This window comes from Aurantiacibacter hainanensis (assembly GCF_036321025.1).
In the GTDB taxonomy this organism is placed as follows: Bacteria; Pseudomonadota; Alphaproteobacteria; order Sphingomonadales; family Sphingomonadaceae; genus Alteraurantiacibacter; species Alteraurantiacibacter hainanensis.
On the sequence record NZ_JAZAPB010000001.1, the window covers coordinates 1,470,428 to 1,484,211 of the forward strand.

Annotated in this window: 6 protein-coding genes; 3 read left to right on the forward strand and 3 right to left on the reverse strand. The window is 62.8% G+C overall.

The genetic code is table 11. The annotated features are described in order from the left end of the window. Window positions 1-194 precede the first annotated feature (194 nt). On the forward strand, window positions 195-2,243 hold the full coding sequence (locus AAA989_RS07430; protein WP_338242151.1) for a mechanosensitive ion channel family protein: 2,049 nt from the start codon (window positions 195-197) through the stop codon (window positions 2,241-2,243). A gap of 89 nt (window positions 2,244-2,332) precedes the next feature. Continuing rightward, window positions 2,333-3,040, forward strand: a complete 708-nt coding sequence (locus AAA989_RS07435) for a hypothetical protein (protein ID WP_338242152.1) — start codon at window positions 2,333-2,335, stop codon at window positions 3,038-3,040. Between the two features lie 65 nt (window positions 3,041-3,105). Here the strand turns inward: AAA989_RS07435 and AAA989_RS07440 are convergent, their stop codons facing one another. After that, window positions 3,106-6,108 (reverse strand): TonB-dependent receptor domain-containing protein, encoded by a 3,003-nt coding sequence (locus tag AAA989_RS07440; RefSeq protein ID WP_338242153.1) that lies wholly within the window; start codon window positions 6,106-6,108, stop codon window positions 3,106-3,108. Further along, on the reverse strand, window positions 6,105-8,378 hold the full coding sequence (locus tag AAA989_RS07445) for a winged helix-turn-helix domain-containing protein (RefSeq protein WP_338242155.1): 2,274 nt from the start codon (window positions 8,376-8,378) through the stop codon (window positions 6,105-6,107). The genes AAA989_RS07440 and AAA989_RS07445 overlap by 4 nt, the downstream gene beginning before the upstream one ends. 219 nt (window positions 8,379-8,597) lie before the next feature. Between AAA989_RS07445 and AAA989_RS07450 the strand changes: the two genes are divergently transcribed. Next, window positions 8,598-8,948 (forward strand): UrcA family protein, encoded by a 351-nt coding sequence (locus AAA989_RS07450; protein ID WP_338242156.1) that lies wholly within the window; start codon window positions 8,598-8,600, stop codon window positions 8,946-8,948. A gap of 429 nt (window positions 8,949-9,377) precedes the next feature. Here the strand turns inward: AAA989_RS07450 and AAA989_RS07455 are convergent. Beyond that, window positions 9,378-13,784, reverse strand: a 4,407-nt coding sequence (locus tag AAA989_RS07455; RefSeq protein WP_338242158.1) for a cadherin-like domain-containing protein, incomplete at its 5' end; no start/stop codon positions are given.

Here is a 13,784-nt window from a genome sequence, read left to right on the forward strand (position 1 = left end):
CCAGCAGCCCGCTGGAACGACTGACACGCCTGGAGGAACTCCGGAGCAGACTTGCTGCCGATCGCGATCTTGCCCGCTCGATAGCCGACGAACGGTCGCTTGGCGTTCGCCTGGTCGAAGCGCAGATAAATGCTCTTGGCCCCGCGCCGGCAGAGGGCGCAAGCGAACCGGCTGCCGTCGCCAGCAGGCGCCAGATGCTCGATGAAAGGCTCACTACCCAGCTCATGCCTTTGCTGGAAGTTCGCGAAGCCTCGGCGCGTGCTGCCGCCGTCGTCGATGAACTTGATGCCGAAATAGGCAGAATCGAATCCGAGCGGAAATGGCAGCGAGGACGGCTTCTCATCAATCCGGGCCTGTGGATCGACGGCTTTGCGCAACTGGGTGTTACCCTGGGTGGAATCGCCAGCGGTGCTCCCGCCGAGTTTGCTAGGTATTCGGCGACTGACATACTCCAGCGGATCGCCGCGGCCGTCGTTCTGATCGTGCTGGGTCCCTTACTGGTTGGGACGGCTGCAAGGCGCAGGGTCATCAAGAGACTTCAACAGCGCTTCCTGCGCTCGAAGACCAAGGCCGGCAGGCTTGTCACAGCGCTCGTCGAGGACTTGCTGGCAGCCCTTCTGATCCTGGTCGCAACCTTGTTCGCGTTCACTGCAATCGGTCTGATAATTTCCCTTTTTCTCGACGTCGCCTCGGTCTTCAACGCGATTGCCATAGTGGTCTTTGCGGCAGTTATCGTCGCGCTCGGTTCGTGGCTGGGGCACAGCGCCCTGCGATCACCATTTCCGGATCTGCGGTTGGTCCAGCTTACCTCGGAACAGGCGCGACGCGGTGTCCGCATCGTCCGCAATCTGAGTATCGTCCTTGCCCTCGCCGCCATCCTTGCCTCGGCCGACCAGCTCGGCCTGGTCGAGCGCGACATCTACTGGTTGTTCGAGACCCTGTTTGTCTTTCTGGGAAGCTGGCTGGTTTGGAACCTCGCCAATGTCATCCGGTCGAGCCGCGCGCATCTGGAGACGGTGGCGAACCTCGAGGCCCGGCAATCGGAGGCGGCAAGTGTCGCTCCGCACGACCAGCCCATGGACTTGTCCGGCGCGATTGCGAAAATTCTGAAGATCCTCGTGGTCGCCACGGTCGTGGCCGCGGTACTCGGATACGTCACGCTTGCACTCGACGTCTTCGCCGCAAGCGTCGCATCGATCGCCATCCTGGCGGTGGCCGTCTTCATGCATCGCTCGCTACGGCTGGTTTTCGAGCTGCTCGCCGACAACACGTTCCGAACCTACCGGAAAGTCCTGCGGCTCCTGCCCATCTTCACGGGCTTCCTGATTGCGGTCGCGACACTTCCTCTCTTCGCCATCGTGTGGGGTTATCGGGCGCAGGAAATCGGGGATGCAATCGTTGCCTTGCAAACCGTGGTCGAGTTCGGAGACATCACCCTTTCGATCGGCGATGCCTTCAAGTTCGGCATAGTCTTCGTCGCCGGCTTCCTGATTACCAAGTGGCTGCAGCGGTTCGTGCGCACGGCGGTCCTGCCGCAGACGGGAGTCGACGTCGGGGCTTCCGCGGCGATTGTCACGGGCATCGGATACATCGGGATCATGCTGGCAGCGGTGATCGCGATTGCCAGTACGGGCCTGGACCTGACGAGCCTCGCCTTCGTCTTCGGCGCGCTTTCCGTCGGCATCGGGTTCGGGTTGCAGAAGGTCGTCGAGAATTTCACCAGCGGTGTGCTCCTGCTGATCGAACGTCCCATTCGCGAAGGTGACTGGATCGAAGTGGGCAGCCATTCCGGCGTGGTCCGGAAAGTTGCAGTACGATCGACGCATATCGAGACCTGGGACCGACACTGGATCATCGTCCCCAATTCCGAATTCATCACCGGCAGCGTAAAGAACTACAGCTTTGCCCAAGGTGCCGCGCGTATCATCGTGCCGGTTGGCGTGGCCTACGATTCCGACCTGGAAGCCGTAAGAGATGCGATGCTCGAAGTTGCTGCCGAGCACGAGAATGTCCTGACCGAACCTGCGCCAGCAGTCGCCATGGACGACTTCGGAGATAGCTCGATCACTGTGAAACTGCTCTGCTTCGTCGAGGAAGTCACGACGGGGGCACCCACGGCCAGTGATCTCAGGTTCGCTATTGCCGCCAAGTTTGCCGAGCGCGGAATCGTGATACCGTTCCCGCGGCGCGACGTGCACATTGTCGACGATTCCGAGAAGACAGGCAGTCGCGACAACGCGTAGCGAAGCGGGGTTGCGGACCGGGGGCAAAGGTCCGGCCCCGCCGCATTACGAGAGTGCAGTTGGGCCGACGGGCAAGAAAGGATGAAGTCATGAGAGGTCTATGCGCTGTTGCCGTCTTCGCACTGGGCCTCGCTGCCTGTGGCTCCTCTGGCGAGGTCGAGGAAGTGACCGGCGATGTCGAGAATACCGCTCCGGAGGTGGAGGCCGGTCAAATCGATCCCGATACCCCGCCCATGTCGGAGCAGCGCGCAGCGCGGGGTATTCCGGAAAGTCTGGCTCCGTTCGGGGAAGGCTATCCAGACAAGGGCGATCCCTGCCGCCGACTGGGCGAAGCAGCTGCGACGCGCGAGTACCTCGATGACAGCGCCGTACTCGTCGGCTGCCCGACGCGCGCTTCCGCCAACGAACTTGGCGGAACGGTGGTCGCGAGCATAGACGGTGTAGCGATCGTGTCCGTGCCCGAGGGTGGGCGACCGCAGTTATCCAGCCCCGTCGCACCGGGTTCGGTCTCCGGCAGCGTGACCGGCAACGAGATTTCCAGCCATCGGTTCGAGGCGGTTGAGGAACAGTCGATCAATGTCTCGCTATCGGGACCGGGAACGATGTACTTCAATGTCTTGCCTCCCGGCGGCTCGCCTGGCGATGCCATCTTCGTTGGCTCACAGGCTCAGGACGCGGATTTCTGGTCGGGCGTCGCCCCCGCGACAGGTCAATACGAGGTCATCATCTACTTGATGGGCAATGATCGCGATACCGGCGTCACCCGCAATTACGAGCTGGAATTCGTCGCCGGGTGAATCTGGATTGATGGATCACTGATCCAGCAAATCAGCCATGGGTGTTAACTTGAGCTGGTGCCTGTTCACAACGCGCTCAGGGTCAAATTCAGGAAGAAGCGCCTCCCGAGAACATCGTAGAGCGAGGGATCGGTATTGGCCTGCACCTGGTTGGTGCCAGTGATCGCCGGCTTCGCGTCGGTGAGATTGTTTACGCCCAGCGTGAAGGATGCATTCGCAGTTATTCCGACTGTAACGGCCGCGTCCAGATAGTGGCGCGCCTCCAGCCATTCCCCTTCGGCTGGCAGGCGGGGCGGGGGCAGGCCGAACGTTCTTCCCTGCGCAAAGCGCGCGTCGCGCGTCGCGGAGAACCAGCGGTGGCGCAGGCTGAAGCGAAAGTCGTCCCAGGAATAGGACAGCTGGTTGAACAGCTTCCAGCGCGGCGTCGCACTGCCGCCGATTGTGTTTCCGCATGGCCGGCCGAATGAGCCGGCGCATTGCGATTCCTCGGTGGTCGGGCTCGTGCGATAGCTGTTCTCGAAATAGTGCGTGCCGCTCAGCAGCAGGTTGACCCGGTCATCGCCCGAGAAGAGCCCGAGCTGGGTGTTGAAGCTTGCCTGCCAGTCGATCCCCCGGGCTTGCAGCGAACCGAAGTTGATCGGCATCGTGGTGAGCGAGACTATCGTTCCGTCGCTTGCCCGCTGGAAGGAGCGACAGGATAAGTCCTGCGGATCGGCCAGGGCTCCGGCGATGCAGCCCAGCACGATCGGTTCGGGCGAGGCGATCGCGTCGGCGATCCGGATATCGTAGTAGTCCAGCCCCAAGCGCAGTCCCGGCATTGGCGAAAGGATTGCGCCCGCAGTCCAGGTCTGCGCGGTTTCCGGGCCGAGCGCGGGGTTGCCGCTGGAGGTGACCAACGGCGCCGAGAAGATCTGTGTCCCCACTATCTCGGCGGGCACCCCGTTGCGGATACAGGCGGCGGCGATGGCGGGATCGTCGGTCAACGGGCGGGTCGAGGGGAAATCGTTCGAGCAAGGGTCTCCGACGAAACCTACCGTCGTCTCGGCCACGGCGAAGAGTTCGCGAACATTGGGCGCGCGCACGGCCCGCTGGTAACCGCCGCGCAGACGCAGCGCTTCGACAGGCGACCAGCTGGATAGCGCCTTGAAAGTCCAGGCCCCGCCGATCCGCGAGTAATCCGAATAGCGCGCTCCAAGTTCGAAGTTCAGATCTTCCGCAAATGGCGCGTCCGCGATTACCGGAATGCGCGCTTCGGTGAACAGCTCCCATTGCGACACGCTGCCGGCCGCGGGCGTACCGGGCATGAAGCCCAGTATGTCGCCGGATAACAGGAGCGGATCGGGACGGAAATCGTAGGAGTTGCGGCGCCACCCGGCCCCTGCGGCAATCCCGACCGCCCCGGCCTCGAGGAAAGGCAGCGAACCGGTGAGAAACCCTTCGACGACCTGTTCCTCGACAATGGTCAGGTCCTGCGGTTCGGCGCGGATGAAGTCGGCGGACTCGGCGCTGCCCCGCCCCGGCCCGAAGATGTCGATAGGAGCGCAGCCGTTCGAGGCGTCGCGGCAGACGATCGTGCCGCTTGCATCGCGCCTGGCGTCGAGCGCCTGGCGAAACCGCGCTGTCGAGCCGGCGTTCTCGTAGAACACCTGGTGCTCGACCCGCGAGTTCTTCGCATGGACATCGAGTGTCCAGTCCGGCGATGGCGACCAGCGGACTCCCGCCAGCGCACGCCACGCTTCCCGCTCGTTAAGGGAGCGCCGTGGCCCGAGATCGACCCTGCTGAACAGGAAAGGCGTGACCATGCCGTCGGCATCGCCGGTGAAGGCGGGATTGACCCTCACGCCGGTGGCCGGCGAGCCGACGATAGCACGCTGTCCCGCGGCGTCGACGCCGTAGCTCCGTTCGAGCACCTCGCGTGCTTCCGGGGTGAGAAACGGGTTGTCGAGCGCGATCGAAACCCGATCAATAAAGGGGGCGGGTGCGAGCTGCTGCGGACTGGTGGTGTGCACCAGCGACAGCTCGACGTAGGGTTCGATTCCTCCGGGCAGGTCGACCGAGGCGAGGAGATTCCCGCTCCAGCGCTCGAAACCGACCTGCAGATAATTTGCCGGCGCGAAGTTGTAGGAGTCGAAAGCCCCCACGAACGGTCGCGGCGTGCCATCCGCATCGAAGCGCAGGCCCGGGCCGTTGGGAGCAAGAAGATCGGAGCCGGGCACTTCGAATAAGGCCACGGGAGCGAAGCGGGCGCCCGGGATCGCGGGCGAGCCCGAGGCGACCAGCGCCAGTTCGTTGGGCGGGGCACAGGTGGGATCGTTGACGGGCGTGCTCGCCCCCGTCGGTCCACGGGTGCCCGGCACTGCGCAGTTGTCGGCCAGGGCCTCTCGCGAAAGGAGGCGCGCCGAATGCAGGACGGGGGCCTGATCCAGCCAGCCGAGTGACGCGATCAGGCGTCCGCGTCCTCCGGCGAAGTCCGTGCCGAAGCTGAGGTCCGCGCTGCTCACGCGCGCGTCACCGCGTTCCGAGAGGTTCTGGCGAACATCGAGGTGGAGACCGTCGAAATCGTCCTTGAGCAGGAAATTGATGACCCCTGTCACCGCGTCCGAGCCATAGACCGCAGACGCCCCGCCGGTAACGATGTCGACCCGCTCGATCAGGGCCGCGGGGATGGTGTTGACGTCGACCTCGGGAACTTCGCCTGCATTACTGGCAATCCAGCGGCGGCCATTGACCAGCACCAGCGTTCGCACGCTGCCCAGCCCGCGCAGGTCGAGGGTCGCCGCCCCGGTGCCGGGATTGTTCGAGGTGTTGGTGAAGCTCGGCTGGATCTGAGGCAACAGGTTGAGCGTCTGCTCGACCGAGGCGACGCCTGTGAGAACGAAGTCCTCGTGTCTCGCCGTCTGGATCGGGCTGGCGCTGGCTTCGTCCGGCCGGGCGATGCGGGATCCGGTGACGATGATGCTGCCCTCGCCCGGTTCAGCCCCGGGCTGCTGGCGGGCCTGTGCCCCTCCTCCTGTTGTCGCTATCGCAAGGGCACCTGCCAGGGGCAGGATGGATCGGCTACGGATCATGCGGAAGGCCGCGGATAGAAGAGATCGATGTGCAGGGCTTCCTCGCGCTCCTTGGCGAGGTTGCGCTGTATCTCCCCGTCAAGTTCGCGCACCCAGGGATCGTCCTTGATGGCGACGTAGGCCGGCTCGGTATCGAAAGGCGGAAGAAGCCATGCGCCGAGGTCCCCGTAATGGTTGTTCGGCCAGCCGCGCGCGACTGCGCGCCTGAGACTGGCGATTGCCTTTTCACGCTGTCCCTGTGCCGCATAGACCCGCGCGACCCGTTCCTCGAAGCTGCCCGGCAACGGGCCGAACTGGCGCGTCCGCTCGATCCGCGCAGCTGCCCGCGCCAGCAGCTCGGACGCCTCGCGAGCCCGGCCTTCGCGCTGCAGGCCGACGGCCAGGTCGGGCGCGACATCGACGAGGAAAATCCCTAGCGCCTCGTCCATTGCCTGGGGCGAACCGAAGGGCACGTCATACAGGTGAACCAGGTCCGCCGAGCGTCCGGCGTTGAGCAGCAGCCGCGGAAAGAGGTAGGGGTGGACCGGCCCGTTCCAGAACTCTCGTTCACCCCCGTGCGATGACGCGATGCGCTCCAGGGATGGCAAGTTGCCGGCAAGCGCTTCCTGGATCGCGTGAATACTGGGGTGCGGCACGGCGACGACTTCGAAGGGGATGCCGAGCCGAGCGAGACGACCGTTGCGCGCTATGCCCCAGATCATCTGCTGCTCGAAATTGGAGGTAAGCTTCATCGCCTCGTTGCTGTGCAGGATGAACCCCGACCAGTCGCCGCGCCACGTCGCCATGCGCGCCCGCGCCGCCTCGCGCTGCGAGCCTTCGGGCGCGAAATCGATAACCCGCTGGAGCTGAGCGCGCGCCTCTTCGCGCTCGCCCATGTCCCACAGGAAGGGAGCAGCAACTTCGCCCCGTACCCAGTAGGGATCGAGCTCTGCCACGCGCCGGTACGCTGTTGCTGCCTCCTCGAAGCGGGAGTCCTGCTTCAGTGCGTTGCCGAGCCAGTACCAGGCCTCGGCATCGCTCGGCTCGAGTTCCACCGCGCGCTGAAGGTCGGGTATTGCCGCTATGCCGTTCTGGTACTGCACGAGAGCACGGGCAGCGTAGGCCTGGGGCAGCTCGGGCGCGAGAGTGATCGCCCGGTTGACGAAGGACAGGGCCAGGCGATCGGAGGCCGCCTGCTTTTCTGCACTATAGGCCGGGTCGAAAAGATATTGCATCGATTCAGCCTTGGCCCGCTGCGCCCATGCGGGAGCAAAGCCCGGGTCGAGGCGGGTGATTTCCTCGAGCAGGAACTTGGCTTGCAGGATCTTGGGACGATCGCGCTCGCGCATGAGGGCGAGGGAGGTGAGATACTCGCGGTAAAGCTCGCCGCTGGTGGAGAGTGCCGCTTCCTCGGGCCTGGAGCCGGACACCTCGCGGTGCAGCCCGGCCAGCACCGCCCTGCCCAGGTCGCGTTGCATCGAGAGGACATCTTTCAATTCGCCGTCGAAAACGCGTGACCACTGGCTGATGCCGTCGCTGGTGCGTGTCAGGTTGACGTCGATCCGCACCCTGGCGCCTTCGCGCCGCACGCTGCCTTCGAGCAGGAAATTCACCCCGAGGCCTTCGCCGATCTTGCCGACGTCGGTTGCGCTGCGGGCGAACATCTCGGTCGAACTGCGGCCGGCGACGCGCAGGGCGGGTTCGGTCGCAAGCTGTGACGCGATCTCCTGGCCCAGACCGTCGGCGAAGTACTCCTCTCCCGGGGTGAGTGCCCGAAAGGGCATGACCGCGATCGCCACAGGCTCCTGCGACTGGCGCAGCATCCATGCTCCTGCCCCGCCGAGCACCAGCAGGATCATCGCGAGCGCGATCCACTGCCAGCGACGGAAGCGGCCGGCTGGCCGGGCGTGGGGGAGGGCCTCGTCAAGCTGCGGTTCGACCGACGGGTCGACAAGAATCCGGTATCCGACACGGGCGATCGTTTCGAGCGCCACCTTGTCTGCCGCCATTTCGCGAAGCGCCGTCCGCAGCAGCGAGATGGCCCTGTCGACCGCGGAATCTCCGACGATCCTCCCGTCCCAGCATGTCTCGATCAGGTCGTCGCGCGAGAGGATCGTACCGGGGGAGCGGCCGAGTGCCGTCAGCACTCGCATCACCTTGGGCTCGAGAATGAGTTCGCGGTCGTCGCGGCAGATGCGGCGATGCGCCGGCTCGACGTGGATAGGCCCTAGGGTGAAAGGAACTTCGTGGGCGAGATCAACCCTTGCGGCCACCCCTTCGCGCGTTGGCATGTGCACGACTCGCCTACCCCCTGTCTGATGGGCACGATCATACACTCAAGAGTGCGTTACACGTAGCGCCATCGCAATTGATGGAATGAAATCGGGTCCGCATCAGCAACACATAAGGCGTCGTAAGCCGCCCATGGTAGCGAACCGTTCCACAACGGGCGCACCTTCCTTCCAGTCCGGCGAGAACCTCTCCCGGACCCGGAAGAAGGAAGATCGGACATGATTATCAGAACAACATTCGTGCTGGCGGGCCTGGCGCTCGCGGCAAGCCTGCCCGCGGCTCCCGCCGTCGCGCAGACCTCCCCCTCCCAAACGGTGGACTTCACCGACCTGGATCTCAGGACGGACGCCGGTGTGGGGACATTCGACCGGCGGCTGCGCCGGGCGATCAACCGGGTTTGCGGCCCTCCGCTGGGCGGCTACCTCGAAGCGATCAACGCCCGTCGCTGCCGGGCCGAGACGCTTGCCGAAGTCACGCCCCGGCGCGATGCCATCATCCGGCTCGCGCGCGCCGGCCAGGCGATCCAGGTTGCCCGCCTCGAGGTGATGGCGAGGACGCGCTCGGAATGAGCGATTGCCGGAAAAGTGGGCATAGGGGCACCGGCTGCAGTCCGGTGCCCTTTCGCCCCAAGGGCGCAGGCATGGGCAGGAAGCGAAGCGGGCGTGTGGGTCTCCGACCCATTACTTGTCCAAATGGCAGGACATCGCTGAGGTAGCGGGAATCGACAAATGCGTCTAATAAAATGAAAAACATCGATATTTTTTCAACGACGTAACGATATACCCCCAAACATACCCCCACGACCTCTCACTTAGACTGCTTTTGGCGCAAGCGCGCTGTGCCTCGAATTTCCGAGATGGGGTGGATTGCAGACCTTCACCAGGCTTTTTGCCTTTCGACCTCTGACAAAAGCTCAAAAAACAAGATTTCCCGTGGCACCCACGCAACGAGTGACACGCATTTGCACTAGGAGAGGTGACGCCACTTTCTCACTCCCGTCAGATATCGTAGGAGGCCGGCATAGCTTCCACCGTCAGCGTCACATTTGTTGTAGAAGTGCTACCGGTTGAATCAGAAATTGTATAGTTGAACTCAACAACCGCGTCTTGGCCGCTCGGCAGACTCTCAAAATCTGAATCAGGGTTGAAATAGAGTTCGCCGGTGTCTGCATCGACGTAGACGCTGCCTTCACTCGGCTGATCAAACGAAATGATTGAAAGCGGGTCATCGGCGTCCAGATCGTTCGCAAGCACATCGAGGACTGTCAGGCCACTCGTAGGAACAGTGAAAGTATCAGAAATTGCGACTGGGTCATCATTTCGACCTTCGACTTCGAGGGCAACCGTCGCGGTCTGAATGCCACCATTCCCATCGCTTACTGAATAGGTAAAGCTGTCGACAAGATATTCTCCCACGTTCAACGCCTGAATTGTTGCTGAACCGGTAGGATCATAGGTTATTGTTCCATCACCATTTATCTCGATGGAGGCACCATTTGTGCTCGTTGTCACGGAAACTATGCTCAGCGTGTCGCCATCAATATCGGAGTCGTTTGCGAGCAGTTCGGAAGTGCTGATAGTCAGTATGTCGTCTTCCGTTACTATCGGATCGCCATCCGCTGTGCTCACCGCCGCATCGAGCACGTCAAGCCAGCCGCTGTTGTAACTGCCAAGAGGGGCAGCGTTGTACCAGTCCCAGCCTAGTGCGGTGATCTGCCCGTCGCCAAAGGGCATGACCGCCACCGACGTTGCGGTTCCGTCGTCGTAGATCGACAGCGAGCCTTCCGGCAGCGACGACTTGAGCAAGGCCCCTGTCGCCGACGGCGTGCCGAGCGAAGCAGCGCCGCCTTCGAACGTGGTGCCGAGCGCCTCGCTTGTCAGCGTCGTTGTTAACACCCCGGTTACTGAAAGTGAGAATCCGAAGATTTCGTTTATCGTATTGCGATAATCGTACGAGACGATGACGGAGCCGCCGTTCTCCACGAAATCACGCAGCACTTCGCGCGCTGCGGCGTCGAGCGAATTGCCGAGGTCGCCGCGTTCCTGTTCGGGAATGACGAATACCGACTTGCCCACCAGCGCCGCTGCCAGGCCTTCCGCATGGAGCGCGGTCGTGGTGCTAACGCTGTGCCCCTTCGCCGCTAGGCTCGCCTGGATCGTGTCGGATTCGCTGCTAGCGCCGCCGACGGTATCGACGATGGCGTCGTTGTCGAACACCAGCACGCTCGCCCCGGTAAGCTTGACACCCGCAAGCCCATCGTTGGCGATTTCATCGTCCTCGGCCACTGGATCGTCGTTCTGACCGGTGACAGTGACAGTCGCCGTGGCAAAGCTCGTGGCGCCGCTGCTGTCGGTAACGCCGTACTGGAAGGTATCGGTCGCAGTCTCGCCCGCGGCCAGGTACTCGAACGCGCCGTTAGAATCGTAGCTGTAGGTGCCATCGGCATTGTTGATGACGCTGCCTGCCGTGCCTGACGTGTTGAGCACCCAGGTGTGGGTGTCGCTCGTATCGACATCGGTAAAGCTGCCGCTCAGCGTAACCGACGGGCCATCCTCGTCCGCGCTGACCGCAATTTCGGTGACGACGGGCGCATCGTTCCTGCCCGCCACATCGATGGAGACTGTTCCCACGCCCGACGTAGCCCCGTGCTGGTCGGTCGCTTCGTAGGTGAACGTAACCGTACGACTCTCGCCCAGCGCCAGATCTTGGAAATCGCTGCCGGGATCAAAATCGAAAGTGCCGTCGCCATGGTTGATCACGGTGCCTTCGGCGGGGTCGGTCAGCACCTTGTAGGTGAGCGAACCACGATCATCGTCACTGTCGACATCGTCCCCGGCGAATTGTGCGGTGACGGCGAGGCCATCCTCGGCGATCGCAGCGCTGCCGTCACCCAAGACCACGACGTCCCACAAGCGATAACTTGAGTCGATCGTCTCGACACTGAAGTCGAGCCCGCCATCGTTGGTAACGATGATCATGTCGCGGTTCTGGTAGTCGGCGAGCACGATGTCATTATCGCCATCGCCATCGAGATCGGCGATGTCGATCCCGCGGCTGTACGGAGTAGTAGGCAAGGCTATCGACTGGATGGAAAATTCGGGCTTGCCGTCACCGTCGCCGTCGCCTTCGTTGATGGCAATCTGGAAATAATTACCGTTCGCCACGTTCGTGAAGGCGATATCGAGATCGCCATCGCCGTCGAGGTCGCCCACCGCGCTCATCCACGCGCGATCGACCGTAGAAAGGCTCAAGATCTCGAAGTCGGCGAGCCCATCACTGCCGTTGCCGACGTTCAGGTAAACGGCGTTGTTGCTGCCGGGATAGAAGTTCGAAACCACGAAATCCTGGTCACCGTCGCCGTCGATATCGGCGAAGGTCACGCCGGCGGTATTTCCAGGCGGAACATCAGGGATGATTTCCTGCTGCATGAGGGGCGCGCCCGCCCCGTTCACGCCCTGGTTATGGAATACAGAAGTACCGCCATAGGCGTACGAGGTAACAACCAGGTCGTTGTCGCCGTCGCCGTCGATGTCGGCGCTGTCGATGCCGTACTTGGGATTGCCCGGCATGCCGGAAAGGATCTGGCGACCGGCGAAGTCTGCCAGGCCATCGCCGGTCTGGTCGCCAAGGTTCTTATGCCAGACCAGTCCGTTGAAATTGCCAGAGCTTGCCGCGACCACATCTTCCAGGCCATCGCCGTCGAGATCGGTCAGGACGACGTCGAGGTATTGGAAATTGATGTCGTAGCCCAGCGAAAGCGGGGTGAAGTCCTGCACTCCGTTACCATCGGGATCGCCTACGCCCTGGAACACCACGAGTTGGTAGAGGCCGGCAACGGCGATATCCTGCAAGCCATCGTCGTTCAGGTCGGCGGAATCGAGGCCGTAGTTGGCGGCCGCGGGCCCGAAGAAGGTCTCGACGTCCGAGGTGTGTATCTGGTCCAACGTGCCGTTGCCGTCGGAATCCACGAAATAGTCGACCGTCTCCAGCGTCGGGCGATCGATAACGGAGAATACGATGGATTGGGGAAGTCCCGATCCAACAATGGTATTCAGGGTAATGTCAGCGACGGTGGGGGCATCGTTGGTGCCGGTCACGGTCACCCTGGCGAGGCCCGCCGCCGATGCGCCGTTTTCGTCCTCCATCGTGTAATCGATGACGATCTGCTCACTTTCGCCCACCGCCAAGTGATCGAAGGCACCTGAAGGATCGAAACGGACCTGTTCGTTCTCGATACTGACCGATCCCCAGCCCGGTTGTGTGCTGACCCCAGTAAGATTCAGCACCGAGCCGTTATCGATATCGGTATCGTTGGCCAATACGTCGATAAGCATCGAGGTGTCTTCGTCCGTGGTATCGGTATCCTCCACCGCGACCGGGCCATCGTTCGTACCGGTGACGGTAATCATCAGCGTGCCGACATCGCTCGCGCCTTTTTCGTCGGTGACTGTGTAGTCGATGCTGAGCACCAGCTCCTCGCCCTCGGCCAGCGACTGGTATTCCAGGAACCACGGGCGCAGTTCCCATGCACCGTCGGGCGACATGGAGAACCCGGCAGGGGGCGCGTTAACCAGTTCGGCATAGAGCACGGCCCCGGTATCGGGATCGATATCGTTGACCAGCACGTTGCCCGTTGCCAGCAGGCCGTCTTCCACCGCGCTGCCCGTATCGTCCACAGCCTCGGGCGTGGTGTTGATGCCGACGATGGTGACGGTCAGCGTCGCGGTATCGGTGCCGCCGTTGCCGTCATCCACGGTGTAGCTGAAGCTCTCGCTGATCGTGTCGCCCAGCGGGAGTGAGAATACATCGCTATTAGTCTGATCGGCGGCGTAGGACCACGTGCCATCTGCGGCAAGTGTCAGCGTGCCGTACTTGCCCGCAAGTGGCGTGCCGATGGTTCCGGCATTTCCATCTCCGTTCTCGAAGGCGGAGACGCTGAGGATGTCTAGCGAATCGACGTCGGTATCGTTGTCCAGCACGTTGCCCGAATGAGACACGTCAGCATTCTCGGTGCTACCGTCAGTATTAGCAACCGGTGCATCGTTCTGGCCGGTGATGGTGATAGTGACGGTCGCGGTGTCGGTGCCGCCGTTGCCGTCATCCACGGTGTAGGTGAACGTATCGGTCGCGGTCTCGCCCACGGCCAGGTACTCGAACGCCCCGTTGGCGGCGTAGGTGAACGTGCCATTCCCGTTGTTGGTGACAGAGCCTGCGGTCGCGCTGTCATCGACCGTGAAGGTGTGCGTGTCGCTCGCATCGACGTCCGAGTAGTCGGAGGTCACCACGATCGAGGGGCCGTCCTCGTCGGCATCGCCGGTCACGCCAAGCGCAACCGGTGCATCGTTCTGGCCGGTGATGGTGATAGTGACGGTCGCGGTGTCGGTGCCGCCGTTGCCGTCATCCAC

Excerpts from the sequence above, each read along its gene's own strand:
- AAA989_RS07445 (WP_338242155.1), bottom strand. The coding sequence starts at position 8,378 with ATGCCAACGCGCGAAGGGGTGGCCGCAAGGGTTGATCTCGCCCACGAA.
- AAA989_RS07430 (WP_338242151.1), top strand. The coding sequence starts at position 195 with ATGCTCGATGAAAGGCTCACTACCCAGCTCATGCCTTTGCTGGAAGTT.
- AAA989_RS07435 (WP_338242152.1), top strand. The coding sequence starts at position 2,333 with ATGAGAGGTCTATGCGCTGTTGCCGTCTTCGCACTGGGCCTCGCTGCC.
- AAA989_RS07440 (WP_338242153.1), bottom strand. The coding sequence starts at position 6,108 with ATGATCCGTAGCCGATCCATCCTGCCCCTGGCAGGTGCCCTTGCGATA.
- AAA989_RS07450 (WP_338242156.1), top strand. The coding sequence starts at position 8,598 with ATGATTATCAGAACAACATTCGTGCTGGCGGGCCTGGCGCTCGCGGCA.